Origin of the sequence: Shewanella woodyi ATCC 51908 (assembly GCF_000019525.1) — a bacterium.
GTDB classification, from domain to species: Bacteria; Pseudomonadota; Gammaproteobacteria; order Enterobacterales; family Shewanellaceae; genus Shewanella; species Shewanella woodyi.
The window spans coordinates 5,443,139-5,465,288 of record NC_010506.1 but is presented as its reverse complement, the minus strand read 5'-3'; the positions used below and the strand labels follow the sequence as shown (position 1 = coordinate 5,465,288).

General features: G+C 43.4%; 19 protein-coding genes. 11 read left to right on the top strand and 8 right to left on the bottom strand.

What is annotated here, in order from left to right:
• Positions 1–88: 88 nt before the first annotated feature.
• Entirely contained in the window at positions 89–2,017 is a 1,929-nt protein-coding gene (locus SWOO_RS23130; protein WP_012327094.1) for a multiheme c-type cytochrome, read from the bottom strand.
• Positions 2,018–2,842: 825 nt separating this feature from the next.
• Here SWOO_RS23130 and SWOO_RS23125 point away from each other — a divergent pair.
• The gene (locus SWOO_RS23125) at positions 2,843–3,730 is read left to right on the top strand and encodes a radical SAM protein (protein WP_041418384.1); all 888 of its coding nucleotides are present in this window, start codon (positions 2,843–2,845) and stop codon (positions 3,728–3,730) included.
• 256 nt (positions 3,731–3,986) lie between these two features.
• Here the strand turns inward: SWOO_RS23125 and SWOO_RS23120 are convergent, their stop codons facing one another.
• From SWOO_RS23120 to SWOO_RS23105, 4 genes are all read right to left on the bottom strand, one after another.
• Positions 3,987–4,931 carry a LysR family transcriptional regulator gene (locus SWOO_RS23120; RefSeq protein ID WP_012327092.1) on the bottom strand — a complete coding sequence of 315 codons (945 nt, stop codon included), beginning with the start codon at positions 4,929–4,931 and terminating at the stop codon, positions 3,987–3,989.
• Between the two features lie 31 nt (positions 4,932–4,962).
• Positions 4,963–5,916 carry a LysR family transcriptional regulator gene (locus tag SWOO_RS23115; RefSeq protein ID WP_012327091.1) on the bottom strand — a complete coding sequence of 318 codons (954 nt, stop codon included), beginning with the start codon at positions 5,914–5,916 and terminating at the stop codon, positions 4,963–4,965.
• 391 nt (positions 5,917–6,307) lie between these two features.
• Positions 6,308–7,333 (bottom strand): outer membrane beta-barrel protein, encoded by a 1,026-nt coding sequence (locus tag SWOO_RS23110; RefSeq protein ID WP_012327090.1) that lies wholly within the window; start codon positions 7,331–7,333, stop codon positions 6,308–6,310.
• Between the two features lie 435 nt (positions 7,334–7,768).
• Complete coding sequence (locus tag SWOO_RS23105) at positions 7,769–8,602, bottom strand: mechanosensitive ion channel family protein (RefSeq protein ID WP_012327089.1); 834 nt, start codon at positions 8,600–8,602, stop codon at positions 7,769–7,771.
• A 206-nt stretch (positions 8,603–8,808) separates the two neighbouring features.
• On the opposite strand from SWOO_RS23105, the gene SWOO_RS23100 reads away from it, so the two are divergent.
• Positions 8,809–9,273: a hypothetical protein gene (locus SWOO_RS23100; protein ID WP_012327088.1), complete on the top strand. Its 465-nt coding sequence runs from the start codon at positions 8,809–8,811 to the stop codon at positions 9,271–9,273.
• A 66-nt stretch (positions 9,274–9,339) separates the two neighbouring features.
• Here the strand turns inward: SWOO_RS23100 and SWOO_RS23095 are convergent, their stop codons facing one another.
• Positions 9,340–9,561 carry a YdcH family protein gene (locus tag SWOO_RS23095; RefSeq protein ID WP_012327087.1) on the bottom strand — a complete coding sequence of 74 codons (222 nt, stop codon included), beginning with the start codon at positions 9,559–9,561 and terminating at the stop codon, positions 9,340–9,342.
• Positions 9,562–9,898: 337 nt separating this feature from the next.
• Between SWOO_RS23095 and udp the strand changes: the two genes are divergently transcribed.
• Entirely contained in the window at positions 9,899–10,657 is a 759-nt protein-coding gene (gene udp / locus SWOO_RS23090; protein WP_012327086.1) for a uridine phosphorylase, read from the top strand.
• Positions 10,658–10,742: 85 nt separating this feature from the next.
• Here udp and SWOO_RS23085 read toward each other — a convergent pair whose 3' ends face one another.
• The gene (locus tag SWOO_RS23085) at positions 10,743–11,495 is read right to left on the bottom strand and encodes an ion channel protein Tsx (RefSeq protein WP_012327085.1); all 753 of its coding nucleotides are present in this window, start codon (positions 11,493–11,495) and stop codon (positions 10,743–10,745) included.
• Positions 11,496–11,854: 359 nt separating this feature from the next.
• On the opposite strand from SWOO_RS23085, the gene SWOO_RS23080 reads away from it, so the two are divergent.
• From SWOO_RS23080 to SWOO_RS23050, 7 genes are all read left to right on the top strand, one after another.
• Positions 11,855–12,316, top strand: a complete 462-nt coding sequence (locus tag SWOO_RS23080; RefSeq protein ID WP_012327084.1) for an NfeD family protein — start codon at positions 11,855–11,857, stop codon at positions 12,314–12,316.
• Between the two features lie 54 nt (positions 12,317–12,370).
• The gene (locus SWOO_RS23075) at positions 12,371–13,303 is read left to right on the top strand and encodes an SPFH domain-containing protein (RefSeq protein WP_012327083.1); all 933 of its coding nucleotides are present in this window, start codon (positions 12,371–12,373) and stop codon (positions 13,301–13,303) included.
• Positions 13,300–14,232, top strand: coding sequence for an SPFH domain-containing protein (locus SWOO_RS23070; protein ID WP_012327082.1), 933 nt, complete (start codon positions 13,300–13,302; stop codon positions 14,230–14,232). The genes SWOO_RS23075 and SWOO_RS23070 overlap by 4 nt, the downstream gene beginning before the upstream one ends.
• Positions 14,233–14,422: 190 nt before the next feature.
• Positions 14,423–14,827, top strand: coding sequence for an NUDIX hydrolase (locus SWOO_RS23065; protein WP_012327081.1), 405 nt, complete (start codon positions 14,423–14,425; stop codon positions 14,825–14,827).
• A gap of 141 nt (positions 14,828–14,968) precedes the next feature.
• Positions 14,969–15,325, top strand: coding sequence for a RidA family protein (locus SWOO_RS23060; protein ID WP_012327080.1), 357 nt, complete (start codon positions 14,969–14,971; stop codon positions 15,323–15,325).
• Between the two features lie 1,068 nt (positions 15,326–16,393).
• Complete coding sequence (locus SWOO_RS23055; protein ID WP_012327079.1) at positions 16,394–16,804, top strand: hypothetical protein; 411 nt, start codon at positions 16,394–16,396, stop codon at positions 16,802–16,804.
• A 118-nt stretch (positions 16,805–16,922) separates the two neighbouring features.
• Complete coding sequence (locus tag SWOO_RS23050) at positions 16,923–17,513, top strand: hypothetical protein (protein ID WP_012327078.1); 591 nt, start codon at positions 16,923–16,925, stop codon at positions 17,511–17,513.
• A 752-nt stretch (positions 17,514–18,265) separates the two neighbouring features.
• On the opposite strand, the gene SWOO_RS23045 is transcribed toward SWOO_RS23050, so the two are convergent.
• Positions 18,266–19,531, bottom strand: coding sequence for a serine hydrolase domain-containing protein (locus SWOO_RS23045; RefSeq protein WP_012327077.1), 1,266 nt, complete (start codon positions 19,529–19,531; stop codon positions 18,266–18,268).
• Between the two features lie 226 nt (positions 19,532–19,757).
• On the opposite strand from SWOO_RS23045, the gene SWOO_RS23040 reads away from it, so the two are divergent.
• Positions 19,758–21,893, top strand: coding sequence for a winged helix-turn-helix domain-containing protein (locus SWOO_RS23040; protein ID WP_012327076.1), 2,136 nt, complete (start codon positions 19,758–19,760; stop codon positions 21,891–21,893).
• Positions 21,894–22,150: the final 257 nt, after the last annotated feature.

Genomic DNA, 22,150 nt, shown 5'->3' with positions numbered 1-22,150 from the left:
CCATCCCCGTATACCACTCATGCTCGATGAAAGTGGTAACTTTTAAGGTTGCCTTTAGTCGTTGAAATCTAAGGCACCGTTTGTTTGTTTAAAATGAACGCTCAAAAATGTGGAACTTCTCGATGCCGTAAGATTTGCCTTCGGCGTGACAAGTTGCACAAGACTCTGAAGTTGGTTGAGTATACCAATCGGCTACCACTTCTTCATCAATTGAACCACCTTGCTGAATCATATGATTCAGTGCTGAATCATCATTGTGACATGCAAAACAGTTAGCCGTAATTGGGCTAGCCATCTTAGTGTTGTCACCACCGTGGAACGCTTTTGCACGGATAAACTGATTTGGAATCGCATTCAAGTCGATGCCGTCAGCATGACAAGATACACAGTTTTCAGCGTTAAGCTTAGTGGCTGAATTAGGGTTACCATCTGGATCGGTTGCAGAAGCACCTACACCCCAATGCATACTGTGAACCATAGGTCCAAAGCCTGGAGCTGAGTTTTTGGCGCTACGATCTTGGCCATTGTTATGACAAGCAACACAATCTAGACCACCTTCGGTATAGCTACCGTTTTTGTGGTAGTTAGTTTCGTTATTGTGACAAGTTGTACAACTATCAGTAGTCACAGCATGACGACGTTCATACTCCTGGGTTTTCACGCCAGTATGATCTACAACATCTGAGTAACTGGTGAAAGAAACACCGTCATAACCGCCATCATCTTCAAACTGCTTGAAAGTAACACGAGTACTCGCAACCAGATCAGCTAAACGGTAGCTAGAGTCTAGGCCGTCTAGGTGAGGGTAACAAATAGAGCGGCTGCCATCTTCATTTTCAATATACTGATCTGAGCCTCGTGGGCTAGGACGACCAACTAATGAATCATTAAAGTGACCGTGGATATAAGCCCCAGCGTAAGTCAATGTCCCTGCCGCGTACATCTGTCCAATGTTTAACTGAACTTCTGATTCGCCTTCGGTATTAAATAGTGCCACAGTCGTACACCAGCCACCTTGTGGATAGTTATCCCACACCAATGAATCATCGATATACGGCGCTGAAGTTGTGGTGTAATGATTTGCACGGATATTTTGACGCTCTTCAAGGCCAATCAATGCCGAATTAGCGTGGAATGCACGCGCATCGAATTCGTTGCTTGAAGCTATAATTGCTTGTATGTCTGCATTATCCGTTGAGTGACAATCGCTACAACCATTACCGGCAATGCTAGTGTTAATCACTGGCTCTGCGTGACAGGTATAACAGTTAGTCGGAGCAAAGTCTTTTTCAAACTTCTGGTGATTGATATGACCAATCTTTTGCATAGTGTTACGTGCATAACCACCATCATCACGAGCAACGTTGCCGTGACATGTCATACAGCCCGCAACAAGGTCGGTTTCCCCGTCAGTGTTGATCGCTGTATAGCTTGGGTGCTTAAGGTGAGATGCTGCGTAATCTACGTGACAACTTTGGCAAGTCTCAGTGGTAGTGGTGTGCACATTGTCAGGTTTGCTCACAATAATGTAGCGTGACTTAGCAATGGCATCACCGCCACCAACAGCTAAGCGGACAATACCGTCAGTGCCTGCTGTAACATGTGGCATTGGTGCAACAAATTCATAGTTGCCATTGTCAAGTACCGTTAAGCTAGCGCCTTCAGTTGTTTCACTGGCACTGCCACCCACTTGAACGCCTTCATAGCTATCGCGGCTACGGGCAATACCATTTTCAGTCATTGCAGACAGTTCAGCATTGGCTTTTTGTAAGCCAACAATCAAGGCATCATCTTCGTTAGTGATTTGGAACTCAAAGGTCACTTTACCTTCTTCAATCACGTGATTGATTACTTCAACGTTAGTGATTTCTGAGGCTTCTACTGTTGGTGGATTTGGACCAGGTCCTGGTGCACCATCTTCGCCATCTGCACCATCTTTGCCGTCACTGCCACAGGCGCTCACACCCATAGCCGCCGCTACAATTAAGGCTAAATAACGCTTATTTAACACTTTCATCGTCACTCCAAAATTTCATTTTTATAATTAAGATCCCGCTGTCCCCATTTATTACCTTAATGACATTGTGTTGATGATAATGAATAAACGGGTGGTTTTTTGACCCGGGTCAAAGGTTTAGAGGGATAAAACAATGCTAGAAACTTACTACTAAAGAGGTATTAAATGGAAAGCTACAAAGTGATGAGATTAGATGAGTTTTTGTACAGATGTTTCTATGAATGTACACTGAAATCTAGCTGAAAATCTGAACTTATATTTAATGTTCATCTTCAGGATAAGTAATTTCATTTGAATTATAAAAGGTTATAGAGGCGGTTTATTTGAAAGACACAAATGAAGGGGCACCAATCTGCGGTGCCCCTCTATGACATGGACATCTGTTACTCAGCTGTTTATTCAATAACTTGGTATCCTTGCTATTATTTGATTCACCCAGCTAGCAAGGGTGAATTTTTTGCCGGATTACCAAGAAACAAACAGTGACATATAAGCGCCGATGGTCAAATCGATGCAAACGTTATAAGCAGGGTGTAAGTAATTAGCCATTAGCTAACATACTTAGCGCTTCGTCTGTCTTGTGCTTATTGTTTGTTTGCATAGTTCTTATTTTACGTATGCAGGCCGATGCTACCTGTTTCTTTACACGGTTAGGTGTATCTCGTGATACCTCAAGGTACTTGGAGAGGAGCAGAATCAGTCTATTAATTCTGAACGCTTATAGTTTAACCAATGCTAATTAAATCAAAATTAAATTAAGGTTAAGTTAGCCATATCATTCTCTACAAACCGCTTGTATTCTAGTGTCTTTAGTAAAAGGAGATGATTTTGTTGCGCTATATTGAACCTGTATTTCGTCCACCATCTGAGTGGAAATCCCTGATCTTACAAGTGACTAATGGTTGCAGTTGGAATAAGTGCACCTTTTGCGACATGTACACGGCACCTCAAAAACGATTTCGAGCTCAAAAATTAGATAAGATTTTAGAGGATATAAAAGTAGTAGCTAATACAGGTCAAAATATCACTCGGGTATTTCTTGCTGATGGTGATGCAATGAGTCTCCCTTTTGAGCGTTTAGAGGCTATTTGCTTACTTATTCAGGAACATCTACCTAGTGTGACACGAATAAGCAGCTACTGTTTGCCAAGAAACCTTAAGAATAAGACGTCTGAGCAGCTGACTAGATTACGAGAGCTGGGTTTATCTTTACTCTATATTGGCTGTGAAAGTGGTGATGATGAGGTGCTTAATCGGATAGAGAAAGGGGAGACCTATGCCTCGTCTTTAACGGCACTGTTAAAGATAAAAGCGGCAGGCATTAAGTCCTCGGTAATGATCTTAAATGGCTTAGGTGGCAGTGGCCTTTCCGAGCAGCATGCGATTAACTCGGCCCGTTTGATGAATGCGGCGCAGCCTGAGTATCTGTCGACTTTGGTGGTTACCTTGCCTTTAGGTACTGAGCGAATGGATTCGGCTTTTGATGGTCACTTCTCTCTACCCAATCAAGCTGAGTTGTTTAAAGAGATGCATACTTTACTAGGTCACCTTGAGCTGGAAAGAACAATATTTCGCTCGGATCATGCATCTAACTATTTAGTGCTTAAGGGTACACTAGGTAAAGATAAGCCTAGGCTGTTGGCTGAGGTAAAACAAGCGATTAGCAATCCATTGCAAACAAGCCTGAGAAAGGAGTGGCAAAGAGGGCTATGAGGAGTTAATACCAATCAGTATAAGAAGTTGCTCTACTCAGAGTGTTTTTGGCAAACTAATTCAAGGCGAATGGATGAGATAATGGTTGTTCCCTTGTAAGTTCATTCAACACAGAAGTAGGCAGCCAAAAGCACTCCTTACAGGCGAGTTTTAGCGGTGCTGATGCTGTGTTAACGAGCTTGACCGTAGAATAACTATGCTCTTCACTCTTTGCCTTGCCTCAGAACCGCTAAACTCTCGCTGAGCGATCAAATCTTTATGCTGGTTGGTATAGTCCCTGTTCTCTGAAACCGGAAGCTAGCTCCAGACATCTATTTTTAAACCATTGAACTAACGGATCTTGATGTACTCTTGCATGCCAATATAGGGTACTTTCAACCTCGGGAAGTGCCTCATGTTTTAAGATGGAGAGCTTATCCTTCCAGTAGGGATTTTGAGTAACGATATCGGAGATAAATGCGATATGCTTCCCCGCTAATAACCCGTTTCTGAGCACTAACATTGAGCTGGTTGAAAAACTCACTTTGCGGTTTAAGTTGTTTGCTTGTGCTAACTGAGTTATCTGTGGTTCTGCTGCATTTGAAGCCGAATATTCGGCGGTTTCGAAACTGAATATATCTGCCAAACTTGGGTTACTTAACTGGTTGATGGGATGTGTAGGGCTAGAGGCGATACAGAACCTTTCCAAGCCTATCTTACGGCCATAAATATTGGCTGGTGGCGTTTCAGTGCCACCAATACAGAGATCTAACTCGCCGGATTCGAGCATAGAAAACATATGTTTAGGTTTATGGATAAACTCCAGTTCAACATTGGGGGCGGCTTGCATCACCATCTCTAGGAGTTGAGGAACAATTTCAGAGGTCATGGTATCGATAAACGCGATGCGAACAACGCCATAAACCTCTTTAGGATCGAAGGCTTTTTGTAAAATGAGCCGGCTACTCATCTCCAGCCACTCATGTAAGCCTGGTAATAAAGAGCGGGCCTTTTCGGTTGCCTTGATCCCTTGGCCATGTTTTACAAAAAGTGGCTCATCAAACAGATTACGGATCTTTTTCAGGTTTTGGCTCATGGCTGGCTGAGAGATATCGAGTCGTTCGGCACTTTTAGAAACACTTCCCTCCTCAATCAGCACTGTTAAACTCAGCAGTAAGTTGAGATCGCATCCTTGGATTATTTTTAGATCTGAGTGATTCATAAATTAATATTGCCTAAGTATATGGAACTCTTCATATTTCAGTGTTACTTAACTGTTTTATTAAGATAGAGGAGATCAGTTGTCTGAACCATTTCTGTAGTTTTAGATTACGATTATGCTCGTTCCAGCACACCTTGAGATCTAACTCTATGGTATCCCCAAGCCAGATAAAGTCCTCAGCCTTATGCTTCTCAAAAATCTTTACCGAGTAGTGTGGCAGTAGTGTGACGGTATAGGGGGCTGTTAGCGCCTGAGTCATGGTACTTAAAGAGCCTGAGGTCAATGCATAGGAAGCTTCCTCAGCATTGATTGCCTTGAGGGCATTGATCATATGAGCCTGATTATGCTCTTGATATTGGTACCTTAAGAGTTTAAAGGGACTCTCTTCTATGATGCTCTGACCATTATGTATCTTATCGATATAGTCATTAGCTTGGGGATCTAACGTTACCAACTGCCAGGGGTACCTTGATATCGCTTGGCTGCGAATGGGTTTAGGTACAGAGTCGTAAAAGCCCACAATAAGATCGAGATGACCACGCCTTAGCATCTTAAACCCATCGGTTTTTTGGGTGACATATTCGAGCTCAATTCCTGGAGCGTGTTTATCTAATTCGGATATCAGTTGAGTAATACATAATTGAGCTAGAACGTCATTCATCATGACCCGGATACGGCCTTGAGCCGTTGCCGGGTTAAATCTATCTCCCTCAAGAATACTGATAACGCGGTTGAGAAGAGGCTTGAGCTCGCTTTCAATAGCGGTAGCCTTACTGGTGAGAGTCATTCCGTTATGGCTTTTAACCAGTAGAGGGTCTTCAAACATCAACCGGAGACGTTTAAGTACTTGACTCATGGCCGATTGTGAAAGCCCTAGCTCTTTTGCTGCCTTAGTGACATGAGCCTCTTTCAGTAAAACAGAGAGAGCAATTAATAGGTTAAGATCGCAATCTTTAAGTTGATCGATTTTTTTCTCTAAAGGCATTAACGGGCTCTAAGGAGGAGTTGATGACGAGTCGACTATAGATGAAATACAAGAGTTGGCATAGATGTGATGTGAAAAAGGCCTTCCATGGCCTTTGGGATCACAAACTGGTTCCTTCATCTGCGAAGATGAAGCCGACGAGATCGGTATTACTTCATGTAATAGTTTACTTAGCCTGAACTCCTTTCAGCTAACAAGTCCTGTTGTTAGTGTGCTTCCTGCTTGTTTTTGGGTGGAGCAAAGTCCTGTGCTCAAGCTTCCCTGTTTACCCATGAATCCATCCAAATATCAGAGCATTCTATCCATAGAATTATCGGGTTCCTTATGACTCTGATATTTTATGTGCGTTAGCACAAGCAATCCTTGGCGCTGTTAATGTCTTAAATGGGGATTAAGACACGACTACTTGAGTTTCACTGGTTAGCGTGATGATAACGCGACGCTCAAGTGCACGATCTGTGCGTGAGTTAGCGTGTGCATTTTGCTCGCCAGTCGCTTGCTGCTCTAAAGTTTGTACTTCAACACCGTTAGCATTGAGGTAATCTGCAACTTGTTGAACACGAGCTTCAGATAGCTTTTGGTTATATTCAGAATCACCTTGGTTATCTGATTGGCCATTTAGCAAGATGGTGTCGTTATCGCTTTGCTTAGAAAGACGGATCACTTCATCCAATTTCGCCTTAGCTGTGCTGCTTAGGCTTGAAGAATCGAAACCAAATAGCACTGCAACACTGCTTTGCTCTATTTTAGTCTCATACACTGGCTCTGGACGAGGCGCAGGCTTAGTCTCTTTGATCACTGCAGGTAATACAACAGCTGCCGTTGTTGGCGTTGGTTTAACACCGAAACGGTAAACCATTTGAATACCAACGGTTTGTGCGTCCATGTTCGCTGTGTTCCAAGCTGACTCGTCGATGTTAGCGAAGCGACGGTATTTAGCTGAAACTTCTAACGAATCAGTGATCTTGTAGCCAACACCGGCACCAAAGTAAGGCGCGGTATCAGTTGCACTAACATATTTGTCAGCACTCATCTGGTGAGCTAAGTGGTACTGGTAAGCACCAGCTTCACCGGTTAGGAACCACTTTTCACTTAGTGGTAGTGTACCGACTAAGCCAAGAGTGAAGCCATCTACGTCGATAGATTGAGCGCCGTCAAGTCCGCCCCAAAGATGAGTATCATCATTAGTGCCAAGATCTTGCCAGCCAGCTTCGACTGCGAAATATTTATTTAACTGGTAACCAACTACAGCGTTCCATGCTAAGTCGCTATCGTCACCTAGATGACTAACGGCATCTACTGACTCATAGTTGCTCTGGCCTGCACCAGCGCCGATGTACCAAGTGTTATCAACGTCTGCTGCATTGGCGTATGAGAAAGTGCTCATTAATGCGATAGCTAGAAGTGATTTTTTCATTTTTTGTGCTCCCTATGGAAATTTAAAAATCATTTGTTTTTCTATGGGGCGTATTTTGCGGGGATTCTTGGGAAGGATCGATAGAGTATCGCTTATAATGATTATTTGTTTTAGTTATGTATTTTAAGCTTGCAGTGAAATTTATTAAGATTGAATTAAGTAATCTTTATATATTTTAGCCTCAGATATTGTGCTGGAGTCCCCTGTATTACAGCTGTTGAGGACAGGAGTGTGATTTAACTTGTTGTAATTAAGAGGGTTGAAAACAGTCTGATGAAGTGTTCAATAGAATAAGTCATAAGGCTTAGTTTGATCGGATTATGCTGATAAAAACTGCTATTAATAAGTATTTTGAATTATTGGGTTGAATATTGGCCTGAGTGTAGAGCTGGATAATACCGAGATCACCAGCTCTAGCTTTATACGCGATTGCTATTACTTCTCTATATGTACCTCTTTGACTGGACAGGGGATCTCTATATTTGCAGCTAATAATGCGCGATAGATTGCCAGGTTAGTTTGGTACTTATCTTGGTAGTAGGTATCAGTGGGAACCCAGTAACGTATGCTTATCTCTATGCCGATACTATTAAAGCCGTTGATCCCGATAAGTGGGCTCTGCTCTTGAAAGACGCGGGGAGATTGGCTGATTACCTCGGTAGCTAATGCAATGACACTATCGGGATCGGATTTATAGCTGATATTGAAATTGGTCTCGACCAGTTTATTAGCAAAGGAGTTATGCAGTATCTCGCCGACAATATGCTTATTGGGGATATTGATCTGTTCACCCTCTTCATTAATCAGCACCGTCATGCCCAGAAAGATATCTTGTACAACTCCCGTGACCTCTCTGATGCTAATCGTGTTACCTACAACAAAGGGACGGGTGACAATAATAGTGATACCAGCGGCATAATTAGAGAGCATCCCCTGCAGGGCCAAACCCGCGCCCAGAGATGCGGCACCAATGGCGGCAACCATAGGGGTGATACTGATCCCTAACTTGCCAAGTGCAACAATACCCACCATGACAATAATCAGTATTCTAAGCAGATTAGTGACAAAGTTGCTTAGGGTGATATCGATATTGTGTTTTTTCAGTTGGCTGGCAACTAGGTTTGAGATCTTATTCGCGACCCAGAGGCCAAGGAGGAAGATTAAGATAGCGCCTATGATCTGAAAGCTGTACTGAACTAAAAATTCATAGAGAAAGGTATAAACACCTTGTAGTTGTTGTAGCTCCTGCTCTAATTGGTCTTCGTTCATGTGTCGTCCTATTGATACTTAGCTGTTTTTTCCGTTAAGTTTAGCTTACTGATATTTCTATTTTTTGGAACTGAATTTTTTGTTGTGGCTCTTTATCGGCATATTCTGCGTGAAGAGGATCATGAATCAACCTTTATACTAATGTGGTTTTATATGGAGTCAGTTACTCTTGGGGCTATTGTTTTTTACTATTTAAGAGAACAACTATGAGAGCCCTTATTCTTATCTGCAGTATGTTTTTTGTTACATTAGCCCAAGCATCATTTTATCAAGCTGGCGATCAGGTGACGCCGATACAGTTAGACGATCAGTTTGAAAAGAGTGTAGTAGTCGATGCCAACACTGATGTCATACTTTTTAGCCGTGGCATGGCGGGTGGTGATCTTATAAAAGAGGCATTGGATAAGCAGATCTCTGCAGATAAAGCAGTGCCAGCAACTCAAGTTTATCTTGCAGACATCAGTGGTATGCCATCTCTGATCGCCAAGTTTGTTGCGATCCCTCAGATGAAAGATCTGCCTTTTTCTATTGGACTGGATAAAGAGGGAGAGGTGACTAAATTGCTACCAGCTGAGAAAGATAGAGCGAGTCTTATTCGCTTAGATAATTTAAAAGTGATAGAGGTGAGCCACTTTGACTCCGGCGAGGAGCTATTTAAAGCACTACGCTAATAACCTTGCTTAGAGCTGGAATATAGAAACGGGCGCATGGCACCCGTTTTTATATTGTTAAAACGGTTAGGGCTGTGGTTTAACCGATTTTAAAATGGCGTGTAGCTCCTCTTTTATATGCAGCTTTTTCTTTTTAAGCTCCTGAACCTCATTGGTAAAGACTGTTGAGCTATGTTGCTCTAACTCCTTAATCTCATCATCCAATGCATTATGCTTGTTAAACACCTTTAAAAAGTGGGCGTCATCTGTCTTTAGTTTAGTGATGAGGTCTCTGTATTCTGGAAACATAGCTTCAATCCTTTTCTCTGTTTATTCTTTGGTTCACCTTTAAACTAGCGCGATTTTTGAGCGATAAATGTGATGTGGGTCAACAAAACTTCTATTGTTTTTAAACAATCTATACTGCTAGTGGCAAGAGGAAAATCAGATCAAAACCTCTGCTTATAAACGCTTTTTATCTTGATGCTTGATTTGATATAGAAGAATCGTTTTAGTAACTGCATTACAGCAAAACATTTACCTATTGCCCAGAAAAGTGTGATCAAGTTAACCTTATTGGCTTCGATACTAGGTTAAAGTCGAAAATAGAAGAATTTTATAATCTAAAATGAAAGGGGTTTTCACAATGTCAGATGTATTCCATTTAGGACTGACCAAAAAAATGTTGGATGGGGCTAGCCTAGCGATCGTACCGGGTGATCCTGAGCGAGTAAAAAGAATTGCCGAGCTAATGGAGGGAGCCTCCTTCCTTGCTAGCCACCGTGAATATACCAGTTATCTTGCTTATATCGATGGTAAAGCTGTGGTCATCTGCTCAACAGGTATCGGTGGACCTTCAACCTCTATTGCGGTTGAAGAGCTGGCTCAACTGGGTGTGAATACCTTCCTGCGTGTTGGCACAACTGGTGCTATTCAGCCACATGTAAACGTGGGTGATGTGATTGTGACACAGGCATCGGTGCGTTTAGATGGTGCTAGCTTGCATTTTGCACCTATGGAATTCCCAGCTGTTGCAAACTTTGAGTGTACAACTGCTATGGTTGCTGCGAGCCGTGATGCGGGTCTTGAGCCACATATCGGTATTACAGCTTCATCTGATACCTTCTACCCAGGGCAAGAGCGTTACGATACGGTTTCTGGTCGTGTGACCCGTCAGTTTAAGGGTTCTATGCAGGAGTGGCAGGATCTGGGTGTACTTAACTATGAGATGGAGTCATCGACACTATTTACTATGTGTGCCTCTCAAGGTTGGCGCGCCGCATGTGTTGCTGGTGTGATAGTAAACCGTACACAGCAAGAGATCCCTGATGAAGCAACCATGAAGAAGACAGAGGTTAGTGCTGTTTCTATTGTCGTTGCGGCAGCGAAGAAGCTATTAGCTTAATCTTCCCTTTAAGCCTCCCTGTAGTAGGTTGATTGAAGATAAAAAAGGCGCTCTAGGCGCCTTTTTTGTAGCACTTTTTAATGTATTAAAAGTGGTATTTTGCCAGAACTGAGTAAGTACTCTGAGCGATCCCTTTCACACCGTATTTATTCTTCCAGTAATCGTATTCGATACCGATGAAGAGCTTATTTTTCTTATGCTCGCCCAGAATCACCGCCCCAAGATCGTATTTTAGTTGAGGATTGAAATGGAAGTTTTTCTCATAATTTGCATCATCAGTTGAAAACACCCAATCGAAGAAGCCATCAAAGACGATATTTGAGCTGCCAACAGGGAAGTCCATTCTAAAAGCAGGGGTTACCTGCCAACCGTCGCTGATGTTATCGCTGCTGAGCGCTTCACGACGATAGGTGTTGAGGTTGAAATAGCTAAAGTAGGGGATGTTAATATCCATGCCCAAGCCATAGAGAAAGCTTTTAACTGGCCCTTCTCCCTCTTCAAGTGTCAGCGCAAGTGACAGATCAGTAATAGGACCGAGCTCTATATTGTTTCCTGTGATCTTGCCTGCACTGAAACGCGCAGATATCTCACCATAGGTCGTGCTATCTTTGCCTGCATTATCACCATTGAAATAAACCAGATCTTGAAAAGCGAACCAGTCACCGTATCTCCATGCGCCAGCAGTTTCGAAGGTAAAAGTGGTCTGCTTCTCTGATGGTGCTAAATCATAATTATCACCATGGATAGCGGTAATACTCATGTCCCACCACTGAATAAGATCGTCGGCCATGGCTGGTGGCGTTGTAAAGAGGGCTAGAGCAAGCCATTTCTTGTTCATCGTTATCTACCTTTTGGAGAGTTAGGGTAATACTGGACCATATCTATTCCTGCCACTGCATTCTGTGATGCATTGTTTATGGGGCAGAATGGAACAGTTCAAATTTTAGGCTGGGGAAGTATAGAGTATTTAACGTATGATACAAAGTATTATTGGTTTCTATCTCTTTGTTTTTATTAACTCAAAGTTAATAATTCTGCTTGTTTATTATCTGATTCACCCTAGGAGATAAGCTAGATTAATCTGGTGATTTACACTTAGAATAGATATTTTGTGACATATTATGTCGTAAAAGTTATATTCAACTGATATAGTGGATTTAGTCATTCGCATTCGTTACTCACATTTCAGGGGGAAATATGGAGTTAACAAATCCCATTATTATATGGGCATGTATTGGACTGATCTTGATGCTGGCGGAACTGGTGATACCTGGTGGGATTGTGATCTTGCTTGGTGGCGCCTGTTTAGTAGTGGCATCGGCGTTAGGTATTGGCCTAGTTGAAGGGCTGGTACAAAGTCTCACGCTTTGGTTTATCGCCTCTATTGTATTATTACTCGGATTTAGAGGGCTAACCCAAAAACTGGTCGGCGGCGACTCCCATGTAGATAACACAGATGAAGAGTTGGATATCTACAATCAAATCGCCACAGTAAAAGAATCCATTGGGCCAGCTCAACATGCCGGGCGTATCGAATTTCAGGGAACCGAATGGTCGGCGCTTGGCGATGGTAGTGAGATAGCCGTGGGTACTCAGGTCAGAATTATCTGCCGCGAAAATATTGGTTTGATTGTCGAACCCGTCAACGAAGCAAAATAAACTCATCTAATAAAAGCACCTGCTGGGTGCAACAAACAAATAAGGAAAGGATCTATGTTTGTGTTTACCATATTTGTACTTTTTGTCTTTTTTATTCTCTACAAGCTGCTGTTAATCGTGCCAATGCGTGAGGTTAATGTGATTGAGCGACTTGGGAAGTTCCGTACAGTCTTGCAGCCGGGCTTTCATTTTCTTATCCCGTTTTTTGATCGTGTCGCTTACAGGCATGAAATTCGTGAACAGGTGCTCGACGTACCACCTCAGAGCTGTATCTCTAAGGATAATACTCAACTTGAGGTGGATGGCTTAGTTTACCTTAAGGTGATGGATGGCAAACTAGCCAGTTATGGTATTGAGAACTATCGCCTTGCTGCGGTGAACTTAGCCCAAACAACGATGCGCTCAGAGATAGGTAAGTTGAGTTTAAGTCAAACCTTCTCAGAGCGAGACAGCCTGAATGAGTCTATCGTACGTGAGATAGATAAAGCCTCAGATCCATGGGGTATCAAGGTGTTGCGTTATGAGATTAAAAACATCACTCCCTCTCGTAAGGTGATTCACACCTTAGAGAAGCAGATGGAAGCGGAGCGGAGTAAACGCGCTGAGATCACCTTAGCCAATGCCGAAAAAGCCGCCATGATTAACCTCTCTGAAGGTGAACGACAGGAGGCGATCAACATCTCTGAAGGGCAAAAACAGAAGCGAATTAATGAAGCAAAAGGTACGGCTCAGGAGATCAGTATCGTGGCTAAAGCCAAGGCTGAGGGGATGGAGTTGGTATCGAGCGCACTGGCATTAGAGGGCGGTAATGAAGCGATGAATATGCAGCTTAAGGAGCAGTTTATCGGTCAGGTTGGCAAGATATTGAACGATGCCGATATATCAGTCGTGCCAGCAGAGATGGCAAAACTAGAGGGATTTTTTGAGGGAATGGAGCAGGTGACTCATGCTGTTGGGTCTAATTCAGTGAAAGGAGCACGCTCATGATTGCAGGTATAGACACAGATTTAATCGTACTGGGTATTTGGGGGCTTATCTTTGCCATTTTCGTCATCAAGCTCTTTCAATCTATCCGCTTAGTGCCGACTAAATCGGCGTATATCGTAGAGCGTTTGGGTAAGTATCACTCCACCTTAGATGCGGGCTTTCATGCCCTAATTCCCTTTGTGGATAAGGTCGCTTATATTCACGATCTTAAAGAGGAGACCATAGACGTGCCGCCACAGGAGTGTTTCTCCAGTGATGAGGTGAATGTCGAGGTTGATGGCGTTATCTACATCTCGGTAATGGATCCAGTTAAAGCCAGCTACGGTGTGGTGGATTACCGTTATGCAGCGATTCAACTGGCGCAAACGACCACACGCTCAGTGATAGGGACACTTGATCTAGACCGTACTTTTGAGGAGCGAGATGTCATCAGTGCCAAAGTGGTTGAGGTGTTAGATCAAGCTGGTGCCATGTGGGGAATACGTGTTCACCGTTATGAGATAAAAAACATTACCCCGCCGGAGACGGTGAAAAACGCCATGGAGATGCAGGTCAACGCAGAGCGTGAACGTCGTGCATTACTGGCCAAGAGTGAAGGTGACAAGCAGAGTAAGATCAACCGCTCTGAAGGTATCAAAGCCGAGATGATCAATATCTCTGAAGGTGAGATGCAAAAGCGTATTAACGAAGCTGAAGGTAAAGGCGAAGAGATTATTACCATCGCCAGAGCCACCGCTGATTCTATCGAACGTATGGCCGCTGTCATTGCAGCTCCGGGCGGTAAAAACGTTGTGCGTATGCAGTTAGGTGCTGAGTATCTTAAACAGTTTGACGGCCTAAGCAGTAATGGCAGCAAGGTCGTACTGCCTGGGAACCTGATGGACTTTGAACACTGGATGGACAGTATCGGTCTGGAAGAGACTAAATAAGCTAAATGTACTTAAGGTAAGCGGCGAATAACTCCGCTTACCTTTCTCTACTCTTCCGACATTTCAAATTCGGAAACTACAAACTTCATGCTATACCCAATTGAAAGCACACACTTCTCCACAAACTTTATGGTGAACAAGATTGGTGCTACTTTGCTTGTCTGTTTACAATAATAAAAAAGGATTTTGTATGGCTTTCGACGACAAATTTCGTCTCAGTAGTCACGCTGTGATTTTTGATCGTGACAATCGGGTTCTTCTGCTTAAAGCCACTTATGGTGACAAGCATTGGGGATTACCTGGCGGCGCGCTAGATGTTGGCGAAACTATCCATGAGGCCTTGCTCCGCGAATGCCGAGAAGAGTTGGGTTGTGAGGTTAAAGTTAACTACCTCAGTGGGGTTTATTATCACAAAGCTTACGACTCTCAGGCTTTTATTTTTCGCTGTGAACTTGAAGATATCAGTTTAATCACGCTCAGCGATGAGCACTCTGAATTCAAATTTGAAGCTGTTGAAAATCTCTCTGCTGTGCAGCAACGCAGGGTGCGTCAGTGTTTGGCATTTGATGGTCAGGTGATGAGTGATAAGTTTTAGCTTGAACTGTTTGAGATCGCAAATATGGGCTTCATGGGTAATTTCATCTCCTTGACTCTCGATTAATGAAGGCCATGCCGTTACTATCTTGCCATCGTACTCCTCAATGTCACCATTGATTGAAAATAGATTGGGAAAATTATGAGCATCGAAAGATTAGAAACAGCAACTCGAATGAGCCGTATCGTCAAGCACAACGGCACTATCTACCTATGTGGCCAAGTGTGTAAAGATGCCGAGCAAGGTATTACCGAGCAGACCTCAAGCATGCTTGAAAAAGTGGATGCTTTGCTGGCTCAAGCTGGCAGTGACAGAGAACATATCCTATCGGCCACCATCTATGTCAAAGATATGTCCTACTTTGCCGAGATGAATGCAGTCTGGGATGCTTGGGTACCAGAAGGCCACGCTCCAGCACGCGCTTGTGTTGCCGCTAAGATGGCCAGAGAAGCCTTGTTAGTTGAGATCTCAGTTGTTGCAGCAGAGAAGGTTGCATAAACAACGATTTTAGTTAGCCTTCGAATGAAGGCTGATTACATTTTCTATCTGTTAACTTTTATCTGAATTGGTATTTGGCAGGGTTATTGAAGGTCATACCTTAACTCGTATCTATTGCTTGCCGCAGGATTATGTGTAGCTACTTCAGTGACACGCTGGCTCTTGATTTCAAAAGAGTCATCCATGTAAGCTCGACGACAGCTTCTGACCTACAAGGATGTGGGAAATGCCAGAAAATGTAGGGAACATTTCTGGCCATGCTGCCAAAACTCGCAGCCGCACCTACACCTGTTCATTTGTCTCTTCGATTTATCTTTACTTGGTAGGGTTTCGTAACTGATTTTTGCCCCAAAACTGGTTAGCCTTCGAATGAAGTCTGATTACATTTTCTTGTTTAGCTTCTGGTTGGTTTGATATTTGGTGTTGTGTTTGAAGGTTGTACCTTCATTATCATCAATTGCCTGCCGCAGGCTTATGTGCAAGTAATCTCTCGGTACGCTATAAACCCGTCCATGGGCGCTCTATGATTTCATCCCTGAAATCGAAGTCCTCTAGCTCACTTACACCTGATAATTTATTTCTTCGATTGGGGGGATTTTGGTTAAGTAGCTAACAAGAAAATGCCCCAAAATCACTTTCACTACAAGAAGTGTTTAGTAGCACACGTGAATCTTTGCTAATAGAAAACCTAATGTGAAAGGGTTATGCATAGTCTTATCTTTTGATGACATAGCGTCTCTACAAAAGGACTGTTCATTTAAACAGTTATAATAAACATTTTTGATTTTCAACATTATTCTGGTGTAAGAAGGAAGGCGATTGAGAGTCAATAACGACTAAGTGTTTGTGTAAAATCATCTGTACCCAGTAGCTAAATAGCCCTACATCACAAATATGCAAATTCTGGCTTTCACTATCAGAAGAGTCAGTGGGTTTGCAGTAAAAAACCTGTTAAAGTTTTGATTAAAAAGATATTTAAAGTTACCTTGTTAGCGTAGGATTAACTAGGCTGACTGCTCTTAATCGGAATTCAGCCTAATATACTGTTATGCGTAAAAAGGATCAGCTATGAGAACAATTTTCTGGCGTGTTGCTTACGAAGATGAGCAGTTAGGCGAGATACTCAAATCCAAAGCCTTGGTGTTGCCAGACCTGTCGAGATGGCCAATCGCGAAGAACAAGAATGAAGAAAAAATTGTGTCCGAATTGAAGGTGGGCCATTTCGTACTAATGGCTAATTTCAATCCCAACAACGAAATTGGAACAGTGAAAGGCGTCGGGAAAATCACGAAAAACGACGTAGGGAGTGTCGAAGTTGAATGGAAACGTCCAATTCCAAGTTGGAGTCTTACGCCCAATGCACAGGGTGGTGTTCAGGAATGGAGAAATGAAGGTGTCTTCTGCTTCGATGCAGAGCCAGCGAAAAGGTACAAGCTCCAGGCGCTCACATCAAAACTGTTCACAGCGCATAACAAGTAGTTCCAGCGGCCCCCAAATTCCGCGCGGCTTTTTGCGCATGCCTTCGGCATTGTTGCGCAAACACCACGCTACGTTCGGGCCCGCTGAACAAGGGCGTTAAATTGCAATAGGAGTTCATATGTTCTCAGATCTCATGAGAGACAAGGTCACTGTCCTTAAACTGAACGGTGAAAAATACGAAGATATTCAAGCTAGTGTTCAATCAAAGAAAACGTTTATTCAGCGTAGTGATATCCTGATTGAAACTGGTGATCTTATTCAACGTAAAATGTCGAATGATGGCATTGAAACGTATGAAGTTATAGACCCTGGCTTCCACGAAGGAGGCTCAATTATTCCTGCTGGTTACCAGATTAAGCATAAAAATCTTGGGTTACCTGAAGCCGAGAAAGCAGTTCAAAGTATCACTTACAATTTGAATGGTCCTAACTCTCGTGTAAACAACCACTCGACTGATAACTCAACAAATGTGGTTAACGAAAATTCAGCTGTCGCTGAACATATCGAGTTACTACGTTCCGAGATTAATCGCTTAGTGCAATCCACTCAGGAAAAGCAGGATGCTCTGGAGGTGGTTGACGCTATCGAGGGGCAGTTTTCATCAGACAAACCAAGTAAAGCTGTTGTAAATACGCTCATTTCATCCTTACCACATGCGGGTAGCATTGCGTCTATTGGATCTTTTTTAGTATCAGTTTTGGCTGGCTAGCAATTTAACAAATAAGGATAGGCCGCGCGTAGCATTTCTACTATGCGTTGATTTTAGTGATTAAGGTGGTTTGCGGCGGCTTTGGTATTGCGTTGCTCACCCCTTAGCAAGGCGTTACTACATACCTGAATGCAATACTTCCGCTAATGCTGATAGGTATTTTTAGAGTAACGATTCTAAGTAATTTCTGTCCAAAAATTAGCTGAAACCCAAAACTTCAATCGAAGAGATAAATAATCGGGTGTGAACGCGGCTGCGACCTTCCGTGACATGGATGTCACGGCAGAGCCCACAGGGATTGTGCTTGCGGCGTGTCGCAGAAGTGTTTACACGTTCAGCGAGCCGCAGGCTATAGATGACAATAAAGCTATGTTTACCTAAAACGATCAAATATCAAATCAGCTCAATGAACCAAACCCCAAGAGATATTTGTAACTTGCTATCAGGCAAGTCAGCAAGCTTTTGTCCAAAAATTCGCTACAACCAACAAGTTCAATCGAAGATATAAACAATCAGGTGTGAATGCGGCTGTGGGCGTTGGTGGCAAGGATGCCACCGTCGAGCGTATAGGGACATATTTATAGCGTCCCGCAGAAGTATTTACACATCAGCATGCTGCAAGCAATAAACAACCTTGCTGCTATGGTATTTAGGATACCAACCAAACACCAAACCCGCCCAATGAACCAATCCTAAAGAGATTTGAAACTTGCTATCAGGCAAGTCTCAAACCTAGTTTGAGAGTGGCTGCGTTAATGACTTGCCAGCTTATCCGGTTGTGACACAAACGCAGGCAGAATTCTCTCGGCGATTAATTGCTGGGTGGTGTTCTCTCGTTCATGAGCTGTGACAACTATCACCAGATCTAACTCTGCAATCAACATGATGTACATGCCGCCGCCCCCTTGGGCCGAGGCACTGGCGTAACTTTTACCATCATAGGTTAAATCAGTGCCCCACCAATAGTAGCCATAACCTTGATTAGACACTGCTTCACCGCCGCCAAAGATCTCCGCTTCATTCGGGTAAATCAGCCTATCAGTGGCCCTTGCGATATAAGCTGCGGGGATCAGTTGCTCACCATTCCACAGGCCGTTATTCATGGCCAGTTTGCCAAATTTTAGCATTGCCCGTGAGGTCATACTGGCATCACCTGGTAGACCTGAGACTGGGTGGGTACTCCAGCCATAATTGCTGATCCCCATCTTATCTAACAGCTCTGTTTTGATGAATTTTTTTGCCGAGCCCGGTACCACAGCTTCAATCACTTGCATCACTAACATAGGATCGTTTTGATATTTAAATGACTGTGAAGCTTCGGTTATCGGCGCACTGGCTTCCAGATACGCTTGTAGTAACCCTTGGCCTTTTAATTCGGGAGAGCTTTGCCTAAATTTCTCAGCTTGTTCATCGCTAATCCGTATGCCTGAGCGCATCAACATGGCTTTGTGAAGGGTGATTTTTTCAGCCCCCTTGGTGAATCTGCTGGGGTCTAAGTTTTTTAGAAAACTCACTAAAGGCTTATCGAGATCTGCCATGGTGAGGTAACCCAGCTGGATCGCGCGGCCAACTATGGTGCTGATGTAGACTTTACTTGCTGACGATTGTGGGTGGGGGAGGTCAATGCGGCCACGAGAGAAGTAGGATTCAAAAAGTAATTTGTCTCGATGGGCAATCAACAGACTATCGAACTTACCGTGTTTTCCTGCCGCAATCTCTTTGGCCAAAGCGACTATCTGCTCATTATTGCCGGCATCGAGGCCCAATTTCCCCACCGCTATCCCATCTTGTTTAGCCGCAGGTGTGCTATCAATAAAAGCGGTTTTTAGCTCACTAATGTCGGTAAATTTAAGCTCGCTATTAGGTACGCGCCAGTGTTTTATTTTCGCCTCTTTGGCACTTGCCATCGGTGCTTGATCTTGGCGATTATTTTGCCCTGCGTGTGCAGGCGGTAGTGACACTAGCGCGCTTAATGAAGCACTTAGCAGTAATGTTTTTAGCTGTGTATTAATACCCATCTTATTCTCCATGTTGCGTTGAACGACCTGAGTGCAAGTCGTTCGGATTTAACTCCTGTTCGATAACCTCTAAGCTAAAGGCTGACTCGTAAAACACATGAACTCATGCTGATTTTTTGCTGATTTCTTGCTGATTTTTTTAGATAGTCTTAATTAGCAATTGGTTATGATGTTTATTTGGGTTTTAATAGATGCTGACGCGGACTGCTTTTTGGGTATCAGGTGAATGGAAGAACAATATTGGGTAGGGGATTTTTTTGTTGATTTGAGCAGAAATCAGCTCACCCAAAAGCAACAAAGCCAAACTTTGCCGCCCAAGGCGCTCGCTGTACTAACCTGTTTAGCTAAAAATAAAGCTAGTGTAGTCAGTCAAGATGAGTTGTTGAGCCATGTCTGGCCCAATAGCGTCGTTGCCCCCAATACTCTACAACGCTGCATCGCACAGCTAAGAAAAGCCCTAGGTGATGATGGCAAAGTTCAACGTTATATCAAGACCCATGCTAAACAGGGCTACAGTCTTGAAGTCGATGTGCATTGGCAGCAACCTGAACCTAATAACGCAAACAAAGACTCATCTCCCTTGCCGACAACACTGGCTGTGCAAGTAGAGGATTCGCCGCATCAACCAAGTAAGACCGTCTCGCGCTTAATCTCTGCCGTAATCGCGTTACTGATTATAGTGTTCGGGGTTATCGGTTATCAGTTTTTTCCCCTAACAGCATCAACCCCGTTAGTGGTTAAAAGTATGCAGCCGCTGACCTCTACTGACAACAGGGAGCTGGCCAGTATCTATTCCCCTGATGGCGAATATGTCATCTTTATGCGATACCCCGAAGTCTTATGTACCAGCCATTTATGGGCGAAAAACCTCGCTACTCAAGAGGAGTTTCAACTTACTCAAGATTTAGGTTCATATGGCAGCCTAGCTTTTGCAGATGATGGCAGCAAACTTGCCTTTGTCGAACAAAATAGTTGCGGACAAGCTGTCACTCAGAAAAGCTGCTTTCAATTACAAAGCTTAGATTTTGCCAAGGCGCTAAAATCACCGCAAACACCGACCACTCTGATGGAGTGTAACAACTCAAAAATTCGCTCGCTGCAGTGGCTCAATCAAGACCAAGTCACTTTAATGCAACAACTGGCTCATCGCTGGCAGCTTATCCGCTATTCAATCAGTAGTCACAGCAGTGACACGATTTTTTCCCTTGAGGATGGCAATTTAATCGATTATGACTACTCGCCAAGTCAAAACCTCATTGCGCTTACTAGTATTCATCATGATGACCAGCGTTATATCGAAACCTTAACCCCTGATGGACAACTTGCTAGCAGTCATCTCATTGACTATCCAGATAGCATTCCTAAGTTTCGTAATATCTCTGCCAATTTTTCTCCGCGGGATAACCAGCTGATCTTCAGTACCGGTAAGCAGCTGTTTACCCTCTCCTTCAAAGGTCAAATTACCCCAGTGAGCTTGCCGCTAGTCGATGGGATTGGTTCACCGCTTTTCCATCCCGATGGTAAAAGAATGCTAGCCATAAAAGGCCACTATGACAGTGATATTGTTGCAGTGCCGCTATCACAATTTACCGATAATCCACTATCTCTCGATGGCAGTAACTTCCGCCATAGCGTGATCGCTCGCTCTACATTCGGTGAAAATCACGCAAAGTATCAACCTAATGGAGATGCCATTGCTTATACCTCAAAACGTTCAGGCAGTTGGCAAATGTGGTTGACTCAGGGGAGCAATACTCAGCAATTAAGTCAGTTTCCACTAAGCAGTTATATCTATGACTTTGTTTGGGGGGCCGATGGAGACAGTTTACTGGTCAACGTCTCTTCTGAGCTAAAACAGATCGATGTAAACGGCGGTGAAACTAGCATCAGCTTAGCACAACCGCTTTCCAAGCTGTTTGATTGGGATAGCAGTAAGCAGACTGCTTTAGCCATGGTTCAGATACGCGGCGTGGAAAGATTTGCTGAAATTAACCTAGCAACCGGAGATATACACCAGCTTAGTGATAAGCGAATCACCTGGGCGGCAAAAAGTGACACTGGCCAGTTAATTTATATGGACCATATGGATAGATTTTGGCGCCCCGATGGCGCAGAGGACAAGCTAGTCAGCGCATTGGAATTGCAAGGCAGTGATAAGCGTTTCATCATCAAGAATAACCTTGTTTATGGAGTTAATGATGATTTTCAACTCTGGTCATATGGGCTAGACGACAAGCAATTTAGGTTTATCGGTCAACTACCAGACACCATTGATTATATTACTGACCTTAAAAAGCAAACCTTGCTAATGACCATGCGCATTGCCGCCAGAAAAGATGTGGTAGAGCTCACGTTAGACTAAGTAACTTGATTATTTATCAGTAAAACAAAGGGGTCGTAGCCAATTAGGCTAAATCGAAGATATAAACAACTCAGTGTGAACGCGGTTGAGAGCTTCCAAAACAGGGAGGTTTTGGTAGAGCTTACAGGGCAGAAAATGTTCCAGACATTTTTTCTGCATTTCCTCCATCCTTGGAGGCCAGATGTGCTTGCGCCGAGTCACCGAAGTATCTGCACATTAGGCCTGCTGCAAGCAATAAACACACATTCAACTATGGC